The sequence below is a fragment of the Nocardia camponoti genome (assembly GCF_014646135.1).
Classification (GTDB): domain Bacteria; phylum Actinomycetota; class Actinomycetes; order Mycobacteriales; family Mycobacteriaceae; genus Nocardia; species Nocardia camponoti.
In genome coordinates this window covers 95,216-113,701 of sequence record NZ_BMMW01000004.1, presented here as the reverse complement: position 1 = coordinate 113,701, position 18,486 = coordinate 95,216, and the positions used below count along the sequence as shown (strand labels likewise).

Sequence of the window (18,486 nt, the reverse complement as noted above, 5' to 3'; positions counted from 1 at the left end):
GGTAAACGGAATACCTCGAATCGTCGCGATCCTAGTTACGGGATTGCGGCGAGTTTGCCGGAGCCTGGATCGTCCCGTAGTTGAGCCCGCCATGACTGTATGTCGGGACCACCGGCCACTGCCGCTTCCACGGCGCGCATTCCGACGACGGGATAATCTGCAACCAACGCGGATCGCGCCGCGACGGCGATGCCATCGTTTTCTCTTTGACCATCGAGTCGTACTGGTCTAGCGAATCTTCCAGCGTATTGCCATTGAGTACCACTTCACGGCCATAAAACCGCGCCTGCTGTTTCACGCCGGGAATCTTCGATAATTCGGGCTGCCAACTGTCGGCGGCCATGCCGTTTTCCGATGAAACCCAGACGCCGTCAGGAGTATTGAGCACGAGGGAATGGTTGCCGTCGGTGTGTCCGGGCGTCCACAGCAGGCTTACGCCGACGCCCAATTCGACGTCACCATCGAATACTTCAAGGCGCTCTTCGTCGACCCCGTCCATTCCGCCTTCGACGTACCAGGCCGACTGCATCGGATGCATTGCTTCAAATGTGCCGAGTTCCTTGCGGTGCACCAGCAGTTTCGCATGCGGAAACAGCGGCTTCCTTGGCTCGGTTTCGCCGTCTATCACGGTCTTGCTGCCCATGATCATGCGAACGTCCTGGACATGTAAGTGGTCGAAACTGAGGTAGTCGACGTCGGAATTGCGCAGGCCAAGGCCGGGGAGCACGGCGTCGGGATCGTTGTAGTACTTGACGAACAGTTTCTCGACGCCAAGTCGCGCGGCGAACCGTTGCAGGTTGCGATAAAACGGCGCTTTCGCCGAGCCCGCAGCGACCGTCGGCTCCCAGACCAGCGTTTTTGGTTTGCCGTCGAAGCCTTCGAATTGGACGACGAACATGCGGTTGATGATCGAAATCATCGGATTCGCGTTTACCGAGTAGCCCTGGAACGCGAAGCGGGCGGGGTAGGGGGCGGCGGCGATGTCGATGCTTTTCACCGCGGTGACCTGGCCTTGGCTGAGAAAGCGTTCCCGGTAGGCGAGCGCGGCTTCGCGGATCGCGGTGAGTCGGTTTCCGCGCGGCCAGATGTGGTTGATTCCGGCGAATTCGGGAATCGGGCGCAGGTCGGTAGTCATGCAGTTCGCTCCTTATCTGACACTTCGGCATGTCAGATGCTGCCCAGTATGGAACCGGGTCGCCCTCAATGGCAAGTGTTAGCCGCGGAGACCGTCGGCTGCCGCTGCGAAAAGCCTTGTGCAGACCCGGGTTAGGACATCGGGTGTCTGCTGTCGTCCGGTCATCAGCCAGTCGACTAGCAGGTTGTTGACCGCGCCCGACAACGCGACAGCGGTCAGTCGCGAATCCTCATCGTCGGGGTCGGTGTCGGGTTCGGCCGCCCACACCGCACCGATTACGTCGGCGAACGCGCGCAGCACGCCGTGCCGGAGTTCCTCAAGTTCGGGGGAGACGCCGACCACCTCGATGAGGATCACCCTCGCCCGTCGCGGATCGTCGGTCAGGTAGCCGACGAACGCGCCAAGCCCAGCGTGAATGGCTGACTCGATGCCGGGCGCGGCAGCGCTGATCGCTTCGTTCGTCGCGACAGTGAGCTCGCCGACCAGCTCGGTGTAAAGGGCGGTTAAGCAGGTTTCGCGATCGCGAAAAGATTCGTAAAAGTACCGCTCGGTGAGCGCGGCTTTCGCACAGATTTGCTTGACCGTCGCGCTCGTGAAACCGCCCGTGCCGAACATCTCTAACGCGGCGTCGAGCAGCGCCGATCGACGTGCGCGCGTGCGTTCCTCGGCGTCCATGCCGGAGTACCGGCGGCCGGGTCGTTGCCCCTGCGCGGTTGGCATTGCGGTCGGTCCTCCTAAGGTGGCTGCTCCCAGTGGGCGAGTCAGGTCCTTGACAGCTTGCACCGCGAGTGGTCCGCCCAGCTAGGCTGGGGGTGCTGACAACACAAGGCGAGGGTGAGTGTGAGAACCAAAATGAAGTTCGGCAAGCTAGCCGCCCTCGCGTCGACGGGTGTCGCTGCGGCACTGGGTCGCGGTTAATTCGATGTCGGATCAGGACGGCGGCGCTGGGGAGCACCGCTTTGACGCGGTCGAGCGCATGCGTAAGAAGTGGGAGCAGTTGCGCAGCGCCGAGTCGGCGGCAGGTGACGCGTCGAATGTGGTGCGGTTGCCGAAACGGCCGCGACGGAGTCGCGCAGATACCGAAGGTGTTCGGCACCCGTGGGCTGACGGTGATTATGACCCGTCGCCCACCCGGCCGGTCACGCGCGCGGAGTTGCAGCGCGAGACAGAGTCGTGGATGGCACCGGTTGACCTTGGCAGCAATGTTGTCGACCTCGACGCATCCCGCAGGGAACGAATGGACCCGTCGGTGCCGCGTCGGCGGGTACGCCCACGCCGAATCTCACCGCCGTCGGGTGAGGAAAGTTGAGTCGGTGACAGCGCCGCTACCGGGCCCCATTTTCGACGTGATCGCTGTGCTGAACGGTGTGGTTGACCTGCGCAACTATCCGCGCAGGCATCTGGTGCTAAGCGCGCCGCCGTCAGGAGGCTTTGTCTTCGGGACCGACGGCTATCAGCGCGCACTGTTGGAGCCGATTGTGCATCTGACCAACGGCATCGAGCTGCTTGAGTCACAGGGCTGGGAGTTGGTGAGCGTGGTGACGCCGCAACTGGACCGGCAGAGTTTCACGGTGGCGTTTATGCGGAGGACGGGGAAAGCCCACTTGGCATAAACGTGCACATTCGGGGCCAAACGGCGGAATTTAGGGGCCGTAGCCGCGAACTTGCACGAATATGCCACCGTTAGCGCAACCCTTCGGTTGCCATGCCCAAGGTGAGCCCGCGATAGCTGTTTCGCGACGACGCCTACTCCTTCGCCCCCTTCACCGCCTTCGCCAATTCCTCGTACGACATCGTCGATCGGCCGTGGATGTCTAAACGCTGGGCCTCGCGGTACAGGTCTTCCTTTGTCTCGCCCGATTCCGCGCGCTGCTTGTTTACCGTCGCCGCCGCGATGTGTTCGGCGGTGCGTTCGCTGACGCCCCGGGATTCCTCTGATGCCTTGATGTCCTTGTATTGGCGCTGCCGTTTCGGGCTCCAGTCCTCGGTCATGTGACACCTCCTCGCTCCATAGTCACCGCAGGTCCGGCTAGGTGCAAGGGACGGAAGTCTTAGTCCGGGATCAGGCGCACCTGGGCGACGGTCCAGCAGGCCAATGCCGTGCCGCTCAGCACGTGGAGGAAATAGATGGCGCTCACGGTGAGGATGCCGTGGTCGGTCATCCAATCGCCGAGGGGGATCAGGGCGACCAGGTCGAAGCTGAGGTTGAGCAAGGCGAGCAGCAGTAGCGGTGGGGCCCATGCTGGTGCGGCGTCGGAACGGGTGGAGTCGGGAAGAGCGTGCGGCGCGAGTTCGGAATTGATCACCATGCTGTCCTGCCGATTCAGTTCGAATACGGGCGGGAGGGAGATCCCCGCAGGTCAGCTCACTGACCTGTCATTTATTCGTTGTCGCGCCGCGGTTGGATCGGTGGTGATGCGAAAACGTGTTCAGTGCCCCCGCGCGATCCAGTCGCTGAGCGCGGGTTTCTCCGCACCGATTGTCGTCGTCTCACCGTGGCCGGTATGGACGACAGTCTCGTCCGGCAACGTGAGCAGCCGGTCGCGAATCGACGCGATGATCGTCGCGAAGTCACTGAACGAGCGGCCCGTCGCACCAGGGCCGCCGTTGAACAGCGTGTCGCCCGTGAACAGCGCGTTCAGCGCGGGAACGTGCAAGGAAACCGACCCGGGGGAGTGGCCAGGCGTCGACAACACGTCAATCTCGGTGCCGCCCACCGTAATTCGCGGAACATCGAGCAACGACTTGTACGCCACGCCCGGGTGCGTCATCTGCCACAGCATGTCGTCGGCAGGGTGCAGCAGGATCGGGGCGTCGAAGCGGGCAGCCAACTCCGGCGCGACGGTGATGTGGTCGTTGTGGCCATGCGTTGCCAGCACCGCGCGCACCTCACGGTCGCCGACAGCGGCGGCGATGGTGTCGAGGTCGTGGGCAGCGTCGACGATCAGCACCTGCTCGTCGTCGCCGATCAACCACACATTGTTGTCGACCTCCCACGTCCCGCCGTCGAGCGAGAACGTCCCCGACGTGACGATGCGCTCAACGCGCGGGCTCATCGCACAACCACCGAACGCAGCACGTTGCCCTCGCCCATCGCGGCGAACGCCTGCTCAACCTCGTCCAATGCGATGCGCTCAGTAACGAAGCGCTCCAACGGAAGTCGGCCCTGGCGGTACAGATCGAGCAGCGTCGGGAAGTCGCGCTCGGGCAGGCAATCGCCATACCACGACGACTTCAGCGAACCGCCGTGCGAGAAGAAGTCGATCAGCGGCATTTCCAAGGTCATGTCCGGGGTTGGCACGCCGACGAGCACGACCGTGCCTGCCAGGTCGCGCGCGTAAAACGCCTGCTTGTAGGTCTCGGGGCGGCCAACGGCGTCGATCACCACGTCCGCGCCGAATCCGCCAGTGAGTTCCTTAACGCGCTCCACCACGTCTTCGGTCGACGCGTCGACGGTGGCCGTCGCGCCAAAGTCCTTCGCCCACTCCAGTTTCCGTGGGTCGCGGTCGATCGCGATGATCGTGCGCGCCCCGGCCAGCCGTGCGCCCGCGATGGCCGCGTCACCAACTCCGCCGCAGCCGATCACCGCGACGGTGTCATCGCGACCGACCGCGCCCGTGTTCACCGCGGCCCCAATGCCCGCCATCACGCCACAGCCAAGCAACCCGGCAACGGCCGGATCGGTGTCGGAATCGATGACGGTGCACTGCTTTTCGTGCACGAGCGTCTTGTCGGCGAACGCACCGATCCCCAGCGCGGGCGACAACGGGGTGCCGTCAACCAACGTCATCGGTTGCGACGCGTTGTGCGTATCGAAGCAGTTCTGCGGCTTTCCGCGCTTACACGCGCGACATTCCCCGCACACCGCGCGCCAGTTCAACACAACCGAATCACCAACGGCCACATGGGTTACCGCCGAACCGACCGTCTCGACAACGCCCGCCGCCTCGTGCCCAAGCAGGAACGGGAATTCGTCGTTGATGCCACCTTCGCGATAGTGCAGGTCGGTGTGGCAAACACCGCACGCGTCGACGCGGACGACCACATCGTGCGGCCCGGGGTCGGGGATGACGATGTCGACCGTTTCGACAGGCGCGTCCTTTTCGCGGGCGATGACGCCGCGCACGGTGTCCGGCATGGGAACCTCCTCGGTCGGATGTGGCGTTGCCGTCGACGATATCGGGCAACGCAACTCCCTCTTGTCCCAGACAGTGACGCACGCTACCTTTCTCGCAGACGGGAACGATGTGGTTCCCGATGCTGGGAGGGCGCACAGCCGAAGATGAGGAACCATCGAGGGTGGCTCGCCGCGGTCGCGGTCGCCGCCACTGTTGTCGCGGGCGTTGCCATATCCATGCCGGTCGCGGCGTCGCCAGCCGAGCCCGACTTGGACGCGAGCTTCATCGCGACTCATTCAGGGCCGCAGCAATACCCGAACGTTTTCATCGAATGGGACGTCCCCATCACGATGAGCGACGGCACCGTATTGAAAGCCAACGTCTATCACCCGGCGGGTGCGAACGGTCAGCCGATCACCGAACCGACGCCGACAGTCGTCAACATGACGCCCTACACCAAGCTCGTGACCAACGTCGCGGACTCTGCGCTCGCGGTGCCCGGCCTCAACGATTTCCTCACGCCGATCCTGCGCAACCTCGACTTCAGCCCCTACGGCTTCTCCAGCGTCTCCGATATTCTCAAGGTGCTGCCCGGCGGCGGCGCGCGCACCTTCGCGGTCGACCGCACGCTCATCCAAAGCGGCTACACCCAGGTCGTTGTCGACGTGCGCGGCACCGGTTTCTCGCAGGGCACCTGGCAGGTTTTCGGCGAACGCGAACAGCTCGACGGTGTCGAAGTGGTGAATTGGGCTGCCGCACAGGGCTGGTCGAATGGCCGCATCGGCATGAGCGGCGTTTCGTATTCGGGCATCAACCAGTTGCAAACCGCCGAACGTCATCCCGAAGCGCTCAAGGCGATCTTCCCCGTTGTGCCAGGCAGCGACCTGATCCGCGACGTCGCCGCCCCCGGTGGCGCGCTCGGCGTCGGCTTCCTGCCCGAGTGGCTGCTCGCCGTCGACGCCGCGAAACTGCTTCCTGACCTGGTCTCGATCATCGGCGGCCGGTTCGACTGGACGTGGTTGCGCGACCGCGTGCGCGACCCCTTCACCTTCTTCAACGTGCTCATCGCCGCACTCACCACTGCGAGCGTGAACGACATTCCGCCGGAACTCGAACACATCCTCGACGACGGCTCGCCACTGCGCACCGCCTGGGTTGGCCATCCTGACCAGATCACCATCCCGACGTTCCTCTACGGCGGCTGGCACGACATCTTCACCTACTCAACCCCGCGCATCTATAACGCGGTGAATGTTGAAGCGGCACAAAAGAAGTTGGTGATGGACAACGTCTATCACGTGACGCTGGGTTCGGGGATGGGCACCGCGGGCGGCCCAGCGCCACTCCAAGTGCTCCAACGCGCGTGGTTTGACAAGTGGCTCAAGGGAATTGACAACGGAATCGACCGGTACTCGCCAGTTACGTTGTGGCAGCAGGGCAGCGAGACCTGGACAAGCGACACGGCGTTCCCGCGTCCCGGGATGACCTACCGTCGCCTTTACCTCGACCCGGCCTCGTCGGGCTCGGCAGCGGGCGCGCGCTACGACGGCAGTCTGAAACCCGAACCCGGTGCTGCGCAGCGTATTTCGGTCGACCCCACTTTGGCGACAACGTGCTCCCGCGATGCCGCGCAAGGAACCGCGGGCATGCTTCCGCTGCCCGACGTGTGCATCAAGGACGCGCGGATCAGCGAAGGTGCCGCGCTTACCTTCACGACCGCGCCGGTCAGTGAAGACACCCGACTGTCCGGCCCGATCGGTGTCCACCTCAACACCGTGCTCGACGCGACCGACGGGTACTGGTCGGTGACGGTCAATGACGTTGCGCCAGACGGGAAGTCGACGGTTCTTACCCAGGGCCAGCTCACCGCGTCACTGCGTGCGATCGACGAAGCGAAGTCGACCCGCTCACCCAACGGCGACTACACCGACCCCTACCCAGTCCTGACGCTCGACACCCGTCAGCCGATCGTGCCGGGCGAGGCGACAACGATCGACATCGGCGTGCGCGCGACCGACGCGCTGTTGAAGCCAGGGCATCGCCTGCGCGTCGACGTGTTCGCTGGCAACTTCCCGTCCGGCGTGCTGCTGCGTCCGCTGCTCAACGAAAGTCAGTTGCGCACACAGCATCTCGAACTCGACCCGGCGAATCCGAGCTGGATCAATGTTCCGCTGGATCGCCCGACGGGATGGTGACGACACCCTTGTCGAGCGTGGGAATGCGACTGATCGGCGAGCCCGCCGCCTTGGTGAGCTGGCCGAACAGCACCGCGTCGCGGACCGCCGCGCCGCGCGCGTCGTTGTTGAAATAGACGAAGCAGTCGGACTCATCCGACCAGGTTTCGCGCAAGCGGTCGACCCATTCGGTGAGGACCGCGCTGCCGTAGCTCGGTTTGGGCGTGGCGAGTCCGGCGTGTAAGCGCAGGTAGGCCCAGTCGGTGGTGCGCCACAGCGGCGTGATGGGTTTCGCTTCGCGGTCGGCCCAGCATAGGGCGGCGTTGCGGTATTCGAGGACGTTGCGGACGTCGTCGGTCCACCAACTGTCGTTGCGTGGTTCGACGGCAACGCGCACGGTCGCGGGGAACAGCGCGAGCGTTTCGTCGAGTAGCTCGGGGTCGCCGCGCAAAGTGGGCGGGAGTTGCAGCAGGATCGGGCCGAGTTTGTCGCCGAGGCCGCTCGCGCGGTCGAGTAGGCGTTCGACCGGTTCGGCCGGTTCGCGCAGGCGTTTGATGTGCGTGAGGTAGCGGCTGGCTTTGACGGCGAAAATGAAGTCGTCGGGAGTGCGGGCACGCCAGCCTTCGAATACCTGTTTGGTTGGTAGGTGATAGAAGGCCGCGTTCGACTCGACGGTGGCGAACGCTTCGGCGTAGCGCTCAAGCCAGAGTCGCATGGGGAGGTCGCGCGGGTAGAGGATGCCGCGCCAGGATTGGTATTGCCAGCCTGAGGTGCCGATGAGCATGGTCATGACGCGCACCAGCTCACCGCGTCGGTGGTGCCGGACAGAGGTGCGACACCACCGACGCGGCTGTGGCTACCTATCAGCCGATGAAGAGAGCGGTCAGAAAGTCCCAGAAAAGCTCCAAGAACTCGACGAACATGACCACGCACCTCCTTCCCGCACCTTACAAACCAGCAACTGGTCGGCGGCGTCGAGAACAAGGCGTCGTTGGCCAGCATCATCGCTGGTATTCGATGTAGACAACCCACATATCGCAAGTATCCCCCCGCCCGTTAGCAACATTCCAGCAATCGAAATTTGTTACCGATCCGGCACGTATTCGACGGCTGGCAAAATAGCCGGTACCGCGAGTTCTACATATATGTACACTTGAGTTGTCTGGACCATACCGACGTGGGCCAGATGCGCGCGGACAGCGCGCGTTCGGTGATCGAGGAGTACCGATGAAGTTACTTCCTTCGCGACGGAGTCGGGTCGCGGTCGACCCGGGGAAAGTCGCCTTGCGTGCCCGCAACGTCGGTTTCGACTGGTCGGGCATTGATCCGCGGTGGATGCCGCGCGAACCCGTCGCGAGCCATCTCGTGAGCGCGCTCAATATGCTGCTGCCCGCAGGCGAGCGCATGTTCATCGAGACCTACCGCCAAGCGCTGCCGTACGTGCGCGATGAAAAGCTGCGCGCCGACATGCTCGGCTTCATCGGTCAGGAGTCGATGCACGCCCAAACGCACGCCAAAGCCCTCGATGAAGTGTTGCGCGCCAACAACATTGACGTCGGACCCTATGTGCGGCAAATGGACTACCTGTTCGGACAGACGCTCGGCCCGCGCACGATCAACGGGCGCGTTGCCGAACAGCGACTTGTCGAACGCATCGCCTTCATCGCCTGCCTTGAACACTTTTTCGCCTGGCTTGGCGACTGGGTACTCAACGCCGACTGGGAGTCGTTCGACGCGGACCCACGCATGGTCGACCTGTTCCGCTGGCACGGTGCTGAGGAGGTCGAGCATCGCGAAGTGGCCCATGACGTCGCCGAGTACTTCGGCGTTGGCTACGTGCGACGCTGCACGTCGATGGTGATCGTTTTCCCGATCTTCCTCTCGCTCGTCGTCCGAGGAACGCGGTTTCTCACCGTGCAAGACCCAAGGCTGCCCGACCCCGGCTACCCGCGCCTGCTCGTCGACATCCTCGGCGCGATGTGGCGCGGTGCGCTTCCCGGTGTGCCGTCACTGCTGGTCAGCGCGCTTTCCACCTTCCAGCCCGGCTACACGCCGAAGTCGGTCGGTTCGACCGCGCAGGCCGTCGCGTACCTGGCGGCATCACCCGCGGCCCGCGCGGCGGCGTCGTGACCGCCACGCTGCCTGCCGACCTGTACGGCAAGCACCAACACGACCCCGGCATTCGGTTCATTGACGCGGTCGCGCGGTCGCGGCTGTGGTGGAGCGGGGTCGTGAACCGTCGAAACGTGCGCGGTCGCGTCGACAACCAGCGGTTCGAAGTTGTTGTCGCCGACCGGATTACGGTCGCGCGCGACCAAGACGTTGTCGCGCTGTACCTCACCGCACCAGACGGCAGTCGACTTCCGCGCTGGCGACCTGGTGCCCACCTCGATCTGGAGTTACCGTCCGGGCGATTACGCCAGTACTCGCTGTGTGGCGACCCAGAAGAGGTGCGCTCGTACCGGATCGCGGTTCGTCGCATCCCCAACGGGGGTGGGGGATCACGCGAAGTGCACGATGAATTGCCCATCGGCACAAGACTTTTCGTGCGTGGTCCACGCAACGCGTTCCCGTTCGCCCTTCCCGGTTATGGCTCGCCAGCCGAGCGGCTGCACTTCGTCGCTGGCGGCATCGGCATCACGCCGATCCTGCCGATGGCCCGACTCGCGCACCGCATGGGTGTGCCGACAACGCTGGTTTACACCGGCCGCAGCCGTGACAGTCTCCCGTTTCTCCGCGAGGTATGGGAACTCAGCGACGTCATCGTGCGCACCGACGACGACCACGGCCTGCCGACGCCCGCCGACCTGCTCCCGGGCGTCGGCCCCGGCACCGCCATCTACGCGTGCGGGCCAACCCCGATGACGGCCGCGATCGCCGCCGCGGTCCGCGCGATCCCCGCCGTCGAACTGCACTACGAACGCTTCTCGCCGCCCCCGGTGACCGACGGTTGCCCCTTCGACGTGGAACTGCGCTCGACCGGCGAAATTGTGCACGTCGACGCCAACCGCACCCTGCTCGACGCCCTGCTCGACGTGCGCCCCGACCAGCCCTACTCGTGTCGACAGGGATTCTGTCGAACCTGCGTAGTGCGGGTAGTCGACGGGGAAGTTGACCATCGCGAACACACCCTGAGCGAAGATGAACACGCGAGTGGGGCCATGCTGACGTGTGTGTCCCGCTGTGCTGGCACCCGCCTGGTTTTAGACCTATGAGATCGACTGCTAACCAAGGAGTTACCCCCATGCCCGCTTCGCAGGCTCCGCATCAGCGGACCGTCACCAACGGTGACTTCGATCTCGCGGTCTTCGAATACGGCGACCCAACCGCCGAAACCGTTGTGCTGGTTCATGGTTGGCCCGATACGCATCACCTGTGGGACCGGGTGATCCCGCTGCTCGCGCAACGCTTCCACGTCGTCGCCTACGACACACGCGGTCACGGTGCGTCGACCCGCACCCAGCGCACGACCGATTTCCGCCTTGAAGAACTGTCGCGCGACTTCTACGCCGTGATCGACGCGGTGAGCCCCGACAAGCCCGTGCACGTGCTGGCCCACGACTGGGGTTCGGTGCAGGTCTGGGAGGCGGTGTGCGAACCGCAAGCGGCTGAGCGCGTCGCGTCGTTCACCTCGGTTTCGGGCCCTAACCTCGACCACCTCGCCAGCTGGGTCCGCGCGCGATTCTCGCGGCCCACCCCGCGCAACGTGTGGCAGCCGCTCACCCAACTCGCGTCATCGGCGTACACGTTCTTCTTCATGACCCCGCGCCTGCCGCGCGCCACGTTCAACGCGATCGGTACTGAGAAGGTGTGGCAGCGGGCGGTCGCGCTGATGAACGACACGTCACCGTCGAACGTGACACTCGGCCCGACGTTCCGCCAGGACATGGTCGACGGCCTGCTGATCTACCGCGCCAACATCGTGCAGCGGATGCTGTCGCCGCGCGAACGGCACACGACCGTGCCGGTGCAGTTGATCGTCGCCGAGCGAGACGTCGCGGTCCGGCCCGCGGGCTACGACGATTCCGCGAAGTGGACCGACCGCCTGTGGCGACGCGACGTCGCCGCAGGGCACTGGATGCCGTTCTCGCACCCCGAACTGCTCGCGACCGCGACAACCGAACTCATCGACGCGCTCAACGGCGACGGCATCGCGCGTGGTCTCGCGAAGTCCGAAATCGGCCGCAGCGCAAAGGAATTCGCGAACACGCTCGTCGTCATCACGGGTGCTGGCAGCGGCATCGGCCGCGAAACCGCGCTCGAATTCGCCCGTCTCGGTGCCGAAGTTGTGCTGTCTGATGTGAACGAATTGGCCGCTAAGGAAACCGCTGAGCTGGTCGATGCGGCCGGTGGCGTCGCGCACGCGTACGCGCTCGACGTCGCTGACGAGGTCGCCATCAACGAACACGCCGCCGAAGTGATCGCCGCCTACGGCGTGCCCGACGTCGTGATCAACAACGCGGGCGTCGGTCAGGCGGGCGCGTTCCTCGACACCACGTCGGCCGAATTCGACCGCGTGCTGCGAATCAACCTCGGTGGCGTCGTGAACGGATGTCGCGCGTTCGCCGGTCCGATGGCCGAACGCGGGCTCGGCGGCCACATCGTGAACCTGTCGAGCATGGCCGCCTACAGCCCGCAGCGCGACATGGCCGCCTACGCGACAAGCAAGTCGGCCGTCTTCATGTTCTCGGACTGCTTGCGTGCCGAGCTCGCCGAACGCGGCATTAGCGTGTCGACCATCTGCCCGGGCATCGTGCACACCAATATCGTTGCGACAACACAGATTTCGGGGGTTTCGGCCGAACAAGAAGCCGCGACGCAAGCCAAGTTCGACAAGCTCTACGAGCGTCGCGGTTACACCCCCGACCGGGTCGCGAAGCGCATCGTCGACGCCGTGCGTCACGGTCGCGACATCGTGCCGGTGACGCCGGAATCGTGGGTGCAGTACCGCGTGAACCGACTCGCGCCGGGTGCGGTGCGGATGGCCGCGCGTCGGATGAAGTTGATCTAACCCACGTTGCTTACGCCTGGCGGAGTCGCTGCGTCACCTCAGCGACCTGCCGGGCGTCAACGCCCCACGGACGCTCGACGCCAACGAGGCGGTCGAGGTCCCACAGCACGCACTCTTCGCCTGGTCGGGCGACTAGGTCCCACGCGACGACCGTGCGACCGAGCTGTTCGTGCATCGAGCCGTGCGTCGGATTTGGCGGGCCCGCGCCCTCGGGGAAGTGGTGCAGGAAGCGGCCGTACGCGCGGTCGCAGAACGCGGCGTAGCGCTGCGTGCAGAGAATAAGCCCGTGCCACGCCTCGTCGACGGCGTGCGACGGCATCCCGATCACCTGATCGTCGCGCATCGCCGCACCCGCGCAGCGCAACCATTGGCGCAGACCGGTTTCGATCAACTCGCGCGGTTGCCACGGGCATGTTTTGAAAACCGCGGGCGGTAAGTCGAGCGCGTCGACGACGCGGTCGACCGTCGCAATGTCGATTTTGGGCTTGTTTCGCTTGCTGGAAAACAATGTCGCCACAGTTCCACTGTAGGCCCCCGAGTCGTCTTCCTAACGTTATCCATGCCGGTTAACCTGCGTCTATGGCCCTTATGACACTGATTGCGCTCATCGCGTTCGGGATCGTGATTCTCGGTGGCCTTATTGCCGCCGTCGTGGCCGTCTCTCTTGGCGCCGGGCGCCGGACTCCCCCCGATCCGCGCTGGACCGCCGCCGCGGTTGGCACCGGCGCCGACATTCCCGCCCCGCATTTGGTCGGGGCACAGGCGGGCAGTTGCGGTGGCGGCGACAGTTGCAGCGCGCACAGCGGCTGCGGTGGTGGCGATAGCTGCAGCGGAGGCCCGAGCGCGTCGGGCTGTGGTGGCGGTGGCAGCTGCAGCGGTGGCGACCCGTCGCCGAGCGGGTCGAGCTGTGGTGGCGGAAGTAACTGCAGCGGTAGCTAGCGGTTGCTGGCAATCCTCCAGCTAACCCCATTTGGCTATCATTGTGGTCGCTCCCACATTCCGTCCGGTCGCCTTGTGACTGCGACACGTGTTGCGCGTGACGATTGCCGTTGACGTGTAACTTGTGCTGCGGGACAAGGGAATACGCGATAAGTTCACCACCGTGCAGGGAATTATTGTCGTCGCGGTCATTGCCGTCGCTCTTCTCCTCGTTTTCGGCGTCATCAAGATCGCCAGCAACCCTGGCGGCGACACGCCGATTCGACCGCTCCCGCGCGAAGATCACCGCCCTGGCGAACCCGTCGATCGACGGTGAGGTAGTCAACTCGCCAGGTAGGCGGGTACCATCTGCTCGCCCGCATCCTCGCGCGGGCGCGGGGCGGTAGCTCAGTCGGTTAGAGCCGCGGACTCATAATCCGCTGGTCGTGGGTTCGAGCCCCACCCGCCCCACCGCGACGCGCTGGGTGCTGCTTCTTGCCCGCTATCGCGTGCGAGGAGGAGAACCCGGCGATGGCGAACGCGCTGGTCAAGGGGCAAAATCTGGGGGTCGCGGGCGCTGGCGTCGTGCTCACGGTCGCAGGCGGAATCAGCGCTGATGTGTCCGCGTTGCTCGTCACCGCTTCGGGGAAAGTGCGAACCGACGCGGACTTCGTCTTCTTCAATCAGCCGCAGGCGCCGGGGGTTCGACTCGACGGGGCGCGGTTGCTCATCGATTTCGCCGCCGTTCCCGCCGACATCGACCAGATCCGGGCGGTACTCACCGCCGCCGACGATGGCGTCGTCTTTGGCTCGGGCGGTGCACCGGTCGCGGCCGTGCACGATGGTGCGGGAAATCCGTTGGCGCAGTATGTGATTGAGGGACTGGGGCCTGAATCCGTTGTGATCGCAGTCGAGTTCTATCGACGTGGCGCCGAGTGGAAAGTGCGCGCGGTGGGACAGGGGTACGCGGGCGGCTTCGCTGCCCTCATCACCGATCACGGTGTGTCCGTTGATGATTCGCCCGCCCCTGCGATGGAAGTGCGTTCGGTGCCTGGCGAGCTTGGGCTGTCGTTCGAGAAACGCGAGAAGCTCGACCTGCGCAAGCGCGAAGTCGCGAAGGTGCTCATCGATCATCGCATTTTCGGGATGCGCGCCCGGATCGTGCTCGTGATCGACAAGACCGGCAGCATGCACAAGCTCTACCGCGCTGGCACCGTGCACCGGGTGGTCGAGCGGATGATTCCGGTCGCTACGCAACTCGACGACGACGGCTCGCTCGAAGCGTTCGTCTACGCGGTGTCTTACGCGAAGCTGCCCGACGTGACCGTCGCCGAAAGTGAGCAGTGGGCTGCCGAGTTCCTGCATCTCACCGGCGTGCACGGCGGGATCGACTACGGCTCGCTCGGCGGACGCAACGACGAACCGCCCATCATGCGCGCGGTGATCGACACGCTGCGCGCCGACGCGACCATGCCCACGCTGGTGCTGTTCTTCACCGACGGCGGCTTCGCCAAGCGGCGCGAAATCGCCGCGCTCATGCGCGAAGCCGCCAACCTGCCCGCGTTCTGGCAGTTCATCGGGCTTGGCAGCGGCAATTTCGGGGTACTGCGTACGCTCGATGAACTCGACGGGCGGGTTGTCGACAACGCGGGTTTCTTCGCCGTCGACGACATTGATCGCATCGACGACGCCGAGCTGTACCGGCGACTGCTCGGCGAGTTCCCCGACTGGTTGCGTGCGGCCCGCGCCGCGGGGATCGTGCGGGCCTGACGGTTTCGCTAAATACGCTGCTAAATCATCGCGTTCATAATGGTGCCCGCGCTGGTGGCGATCGCGCCGCCAATCATCGCGCCAGCGATCATCTTTGGTGACTCAAGACCGCCGCCAGTCCAGCGTTCCCACGCGAAGCGACCGCCCGCGTAGGTGATGGCGATGACGCCCGAAAGCAAGATGAACCAGGTGAAATAGCGGACCAGCTGCAAAATCTTGCCCGACATCGGCGGTGCCTCGGGTGTCGGGTTGCCGAGCTGGGCCAAAGTGTCAGTTACGGCGACCAGAATCATGGGATGCTCACTCGGTGACTCGGGGGACAACGACGACGTGCTCGCTCGATGGTATCCGGTCGGCGCGGGGCACGCGGGGCCGTATCCACTCAGTACCGATCGGTTTTGTTGGCACACTGTGGGTTTCGGGCATTATCCTGGGACCAGATCGAATCCGTCAGCCGCGCTAGATCGTTGGGCGAATCAAGGAGCAGGCTATGAGCATCATTCTTACGTCGGTGGCCGAGACTGTCACCGTGTATGCCCAGGTCGGCAACCCCACGCCCGAGGCACCGCCGCTGGCCGACAAGATCATGCAGATGGTCCAGTACGTCACTTGGTTCGCGATGCTGTCGGGCATTCTCGCGATTACCGTCGCTGGCGGGAAGTTGGCGTGGGAGAAGATCACCGGTTCGGCGATGGAGTCGCCGAAGATGATCGCGGGCGCGATGATCGGCGGTGTCGTCGCTACCAGCGGCGGCACCATCATGAACGCGATTCTCAACCGCTAAATCCGCGCGCCCTTGGCTCGGTTGCAGGCGCGGCACAGGATTTGTAGGTTCGCCGCGCTGGTCGCGCCGCCACGGCTTAGTGGGATCACGTGGTCGAATTCGAGGTAGTGGCCGTCGCCGCATTCCACGCACCGGCCGCCGTCACGTTGCCACACCTGCGCTTTCACGTCTTGGGAGATGCTGCGGCTGTCGAGTTGGCCGGGCGTGAGCACGAGGCGTTTGGCGACGCGGAGCGCGCCTTCGAGTGCGGCGGCGACGTAGTCGGGATCGGGCACGCCGAAGGTCGCTCCGCCACGGGCAGAGGTTGCCGAGATCACGACCACGCCGGGCTCCGCATGAATGGAAACGATTCGGGCCCAAGGGAATTCGAGGCCAGCGCCTTCGCCGACGTAGCGGAGTTTCTTGCTGCTCGCGATCATGCGGCCCTCGGTGTGCTTAGGTCCGCGCGCGAGCATGCGCACGTGCACGGCGGCGACGTCGAGGTGCACGCGTTCGTCGGGGTCGAGGTGCAGGCCGGGGGAGTCGACGGTGGGGAGTTCGCCCGCGCGCAGCCGCGAAAGGAGGCGACCGCGGTGCATGCGGCGGCGCAGGTCGTCGACTACCGGGCCGCCAAGAGCCAGTTCAGCGACGACGTGTTCGAAGGCGTCCAGTTCATCGGCCGAGACCTCGCCGTCGGCGAACGCGAAGGCGACCATGCGTTCGATCTGCAGGTAGCCAGCATCGCGTAGGAGTTCACGACCGTGTGCGGCGTCGATGCGATGGAAGCGCAGGGTGGCCCAAAGGTGTTGCCATTCAGGCGAAGTGGTGCCCTGGTTGTGGAGGATGCGGCGGGCGCGGTTGTGCCAGGGGTCGAGCAGTTCTTGGCGCTCGGCTTCACAGGCTGCGCAGGGGGCGTGACCGCGAAAGAGCTTGCGGCGCAGGGCTGTTCCGCATCGCGGGCAGTGGTGTGGGCGCTGCTCAAGCGGTTGTGTTGTCGCGGTGGTCCACTCGTCGCCGTCCCACCAACGGAGGTTGGGGCCGCCGTCGGGGTCGGGGTGCCAGTTGGCGACCTCGGGGTGTTCGGGTGGGGGAGGGGGAACGTCGATTACTCGCCGAGTGAGAGATGTTGGGCGAGTTGGCGATTGGTCGCGCGACTGCGGCCACGCGCGTTCCGGACGGGCTTGGCCATTGCGGGCTGCTGCGGTGTTGGCGCTTTCGTCGCGGTCGTGGAATTCGCGGGCGTTGCTGGCGGCGCTGTTCTGCGAGGCGGTGGCGTGAGCGGTCGCGACGTTTCCGGTGCCGGTCGGGGTGTAGGTGGTAGCGCTATTCGGCGAGGCGGAAGCGTGAGCGGTCGTGGCGTTTCCGGTGCCGGTCGGGGTGTTGGTGGCAAGAGTGCTGCCGACGCGGGCGCTGGCTGGCGACGAATAGCGTGGCGGAAGACTGCGCGGCCCCACGGGCCGAGCGCCGTGCGCGTGGTCGCGCGTGGTCCCGCTGGGTGTGCGTGGCTCGTCGACTATGACGCCGAACTCCGTCGCCAAACCCGCTAAGCCGCCCGTCCAACCCTGGCCGATCGCGCGGAAGCGCCACGCGCCGTCGCGGCGGTAGAACTCGCCAAACATCATCGCCTGCACCGGCTCGATGGCGGTGACAGGGAATTCGATGATGGGACCGTCGGCGGCGGAGATGGTCAACGTGAGGTCGGGCAGGTCCGCGAAAGTCCCGGTGTCGAGGGAGCCGCTGACAACGATGCGGTCGATCTCAAGTTCGGTGCGCGGCAGCGACACACTCAGGCGCGCGGTGCCCGGCTCCGGCTGTTGGTCGAGCGTCACGGCTTGCGACGCGTGGCGCGGGGCGTTGAAAAACACGAAATCGCGGTCGGTTCGTACCAAACCCGACGTGGTGACCAGCAGGGCGTGCGCATCGACCGCATGGTCGGAACGCCACGAAAAACTCACCGCCAGAAGCGATGTCGGGACCGGCGCGTGCGCGCCCTTGCTGAGTTCCATGGTGTTGGCATGATCTCACGACCCACCGACACGTTTGACCGAGGCGATTGACGGCAGCGCCTCCGGGCATCGACGCGGTGTTTGCGGCACAGTGGAGAGATGACCAACCCGAAGAAGCGCGGTGCGCAGCCGCCGGTCGAGCCGTCGAGCGGACGGAAAGTTCCTGGCTCCGACCTGCTCGCTGCCGCGCAGGCGGCGGTTGGCGCGGCCCAGAGCGCGGCGGGCCAGGCCATCGACGCAGCACAGGTCACCGCGGGCTTCGCCTTCGACGCCGCGATTCGCCTCCCGCCGGCATCGGCGCAGCTGGCCGCGCAACTGCCTGACCTGGTGGAAAACCTGACGGTCGCGGTCGACCGACTCAACACCACCATCGACCGCCTCGACCGCACCCTGGCCTTGGCGGACCCCCTTTTCGCGACCTACGACCGCTTGCTGCCGCGCTTGGAAGCGGTAATCGCGCTGGGCGAGGACGTATTTGGCGCACTGGCGAAGGTGCCGGGCGTCGGCTTGCTCGGCCGCATCACGGGAATGAGCAGCGACCCCGAACCCCCACCCGAGCCGCCGAAGAAGTCGCGCCGCCGCAAGGTGTGA

20 protein-coding genes and 1 tRNA gene are annotated in these 18,486 nt (G+C 65.1%); 11 read left to right on the top strand and 10 right to left on the bottom strand.

Features of this window, described 5'->3' with window-relative positions:
* Positions 1 to 31 precede the first annotated feature (31 nt).
* Both IEX78_RS19070 and IEX78_RS19065 read right to left on the bottom strand, forming a co-directional pair.
* Complete coding sequence (locus IEX78_RS19070) at positions 32 to 1,135, bottom strand: MBL fold metallo-hydrolase (protein WP_188830393.1); 1,104 nt, start codon at positions 1,133 to 1,135, stop codon at positions 32 to 34.
* A 78-nt stretch (positions 1,136 to 1,213) separates the two neighbouring features.
* Positions 1,214 to 1,855 (bottom strand): TetR/AcrR family transcriptional regulator, encoded by a 642-nt coding sequence (locus IEX78_RS19065; RefSeq protein ID WP_188830392.1) that lies wholly within the window; start codon positions 1,853 to 1,855, stop codon positions 1,214 to 1,216.
* A gap of 202 nt (positions 1,856 to 2,057) precedes the next feature.
* On the opposite strand from IEX78_RS19065, the gene IEX78_RS19060 reads away from it, so the two are divergent.
* The gene (locus IEX78_RS19060) at positions 2,058 to 2,444 is read left to right on the top strand and encodes a hypothetical protein (protein WP_188830391.1); all 387 of its coding nucleotides are present in this window, start codon (positions 2,058 to 2,060) and stop codon (positions 2,442 to 2,444) included.
* Between the two features lie 4 nt (positions 2,445 to 2,448).
* Positions 2,449 to 2,748: a hypothetical protein gene (locus tag IEX78_RS19055; protein ID WP_188830390.1), complete on the top strand. Its 300-nt coding sequence runs from the start codon at positions 2,449 to 2,451 to the stop codon at positions 2,746 to 2,748.
* A gap of 133 nt (positions 2,749 to 2,881) precedes the next feature.
* Here IEX78_RS19055 and IEX78_RS19050 read toward each other — a convergent pair whose 3' ends face one another.
* The 4 genes from IEX78_RS19050 to IEX78_RS19035 form a co-directional block, all read right to left on the bottom strand.
* Positions 2,882 to 3,127 carry a plasmid stabilization protein gene (locus tag IEX78_RS19050; protein ID WP_188830389.1) on the bottom strand — a complete coding sequence of 82 codons (246 nt, stop codon included), beginning with the start codon at positions 3,125 to 3,127 and terminating at the stop codon, positions 2,882 to 2,884.
* Between the two features lie 59 nt (positions 3,128 to 3,186).
* Positions 3,187 to 3,444 (bottom strand): hypothetical protein, encoded by a 258-nt coding sequence (locus IEX78_RS19045; protein ID WP_188830388.1) that lies wholly within the window; start codon positions 3,442 to 3,444, stop codon positions 3,187 to 3,189.
* A gap of 120 nt (positions 3,445 to 3,564) precedes the next feature.
* Positions 3,565 to 4,191: an MBL fold metallo-hydrolase gene (locus IEX78_RS19040; protein ID WP_188830387.1), complete on the bottom strand. Its 627-nt coding sequence runs from the start codon at positions 4,189 to 4,191 to the stop codon at positions 3,565 to 3,567.
* Positions 4,188 to 5,273: an S-(hydroxymethyl)mycothiol dehydrogenase gene (locus IEX78_RS19035; protein ID WP_188830386.1), complete on the bottom strand. Its 1,086-nt coding sequence runs from the start codon at positions 5,271 to 5,273 to the stop codon at positions 4,188 to 4,190. The genes IEX78_RS19040 and IEX78_RS19035 overlap by 4 nt, the downstream gene beginning before the upstream one ends.
* Positions 5,274 to 5,417: 144 nt before the next feature.
* On the opposite strand from IEX78_RS19035, the gene IEX78_RS19030 reads away from it, so the two are divergent.
* Positions 5,418 to 7,448, top strand: coding sequence for a CocE/NonD family hydrolase (locus IEX78_RS19030; protein ID WP_188830385.1), 2,031 nt, complete (start codon positions 5,418 to 5,420; stop codon positions 7,446 to 7,448).
* On the opposite strand, the gene IEX78_RS19025 is transcribed toward IEX78_RS19030, so the two are convergent.
* Entirely contained in the window at positions 7,414 to 8,217 is an 804-nt protein-coding gene (locus IEX78_RS19025) for a DUF72 domain-containing protein (protein WP_188830384.1), read from the bottom strand. The genes IEX78_RS19030 and IEX78_RS19025 overlap by 35 nt on opposite strands.
* 437 nt (positions 8,218 to 8,654) lie before the next feature.
* Here IEX78_RS19025 and IEX78_RS19020 point away from each other — a divergent pair, with 437 nt between their 5' ends.
* Genes IEX78_RS19020 through IEX78_RS19010 form a run of 3 tightly spaced genes read left to right on the top strand, consistent with a single transcriptional unit; the run spans position 8,655 to position 12,438 of the window.
* The gene (locus IEX78_RS19020; protein WP_188830383.1) at positions 8,655 to 9,557 is read left to right on the top strand and encodes a metal-dependent hydrolase; all 903 of its coding nucleotides are present in this window, start codon (positions 8,655 to 8,657) and stop codon (positions 9,555 to 9,557) included.
* Positions 9,554 to 10,642 carry a PDR/VanB family oxidoreductase gene (locus IEX78_RS19015; RefSeq protein ID WP_188830382.1) on the top strand — a complete coding sequence of 363 codons (1,089 nt, stop codon included), beginning with the start codon at positions 9,554 to 9,556 and terminating at the stop codon, positions 10,640 to 10,642. Before IEX78_RS19020 ends, IEX78_RS19015 begins: the two co-directional genes overlap by 4 nt.
* A gap of 29 nt (positions 10,643 to 10,671) precedes the next feature.
* Positions 10,672 to 12,438 carry an SDR family oxidoreductase gene (locus IEX78_RS19010; RefSeq protein WP_188830381.1) on the top strand — a complete coding sequence of 589 codons (1,767 nt, stop codon included), beginning with the start codon at positions 10,672 to 10,674 and terminating at the stop codon, positions 12,436 to 12,438.
* A 10-nt stretch (positions 12,439 to 12,448) separates the two neighbouring features.
* Here IEX78_RS19010 and IEX78_RS19005 read toward each other — a convergent pair whose 3' ends face one another.
* A complete protein-coding gene (locus tag IEX78_RS19005) occupies positions 12,449 to 12,946 on the bottom strand; it encodes a UCP032817 domain-containing protein (RefSeq protein WP_229684165.1) in 498 nt (165 codons plus the stop codon).
* Positions 12,947 to 13,501: 555 nt separating this feature from the next.
* On the opposite strand from IEX78_RS19005, the gene IEX78_RS19000 reads away from it, so the two are divergent.
* From IEX78_RS19000 to IEX78_RS18990, 3 genes are all read left to right on the top strand, one after another.
* Positions 13,502 to 13,693: a hypothetical protein gene (locus IEX78_RS19000; protein WP_188830380.1), complete on the top strand. Its 192-nt coding sequence runs from the start codon at positions 13,502 to 13,504 to the stop codon at positions 13,691 to 13,693.
* A gap of 60 nt (positions 13,694 to 13,753) precedes the next feature.
* A tRNA-Ile gene (locus IEX78_RS18995) sits at positions 13,754 to 13,827 on the top strand.
* 60 nt (positions 13,828 to 13,887) lie between these two features.
* Entirely contained in the window at positions 13,888 to 15,126 is a 1,239-nt protein-coding gene (locus tag IEX78_RS18990; protein ID WP_188830379.1) for a vWA domain-containing protein, read from the top strand.
* 20 nt (positions 15,127 to 15,146) lie between these two features.
* On the opposite strand, the gene IEX78_RS18985 is transcribed toward IEX78_RS18990, so the two are convergent.
* Entirely contained in the window at positions 15,147 to 15,419 is a 273-nt protein-coding gene (locus tag IEX78_RS18985) for a hypothetical protein (protein WP_188830378.1), read from the bottom strand.
* Positions 15,420 to 15,616: 197 nt separating this feature from the next.
* On the opposite strand from IEX78_RS18985, the gene IEX78_RS18980 reads away from it, so the two are divergent.
* On the top strand, positions 15,617 to 15,910 hold the full coding sequence (locus IEX78_RS18980; RefSeq protein WP_188830377.1) for a hypothetical protein: 294 nt from the start codon (positions 15,617 to 15,619) through the stop codon (positions 15,908 to 15,910).
* On the opposite strand, the gene IEX78_RS18975 is transcribed toward IEX78_RS18980, so the two are convergent.
* Positions 15,907 to 17,895, bottom strand: a complete 1,989-nt coding sequence (locus IEX78_RS18975) for a TerD family protein (RefSeq protein WP_229684105.1) — start codon at positions 17,893 to 17,895, stop codon at positions 15,907 to 15,909. The genes IEX78_RS18980 and IEX78_RS18975 overlap by 4 nt on opposite strands.
* A 99-nt stretch (positions 17,896 to 17,994) precedes the next feature.
* On the opposite strand from IEX78_RS18975, the gene IEX78_RS18970 reads away from it, so the two are divergent.
* Entirely contained in the window at positions 17,995 to 18,486 is a 492-nt protein-coding gene (locus IEX78_RS18970) for a hypothetical protein (protein ID WP_188830376.1), read from the top strand.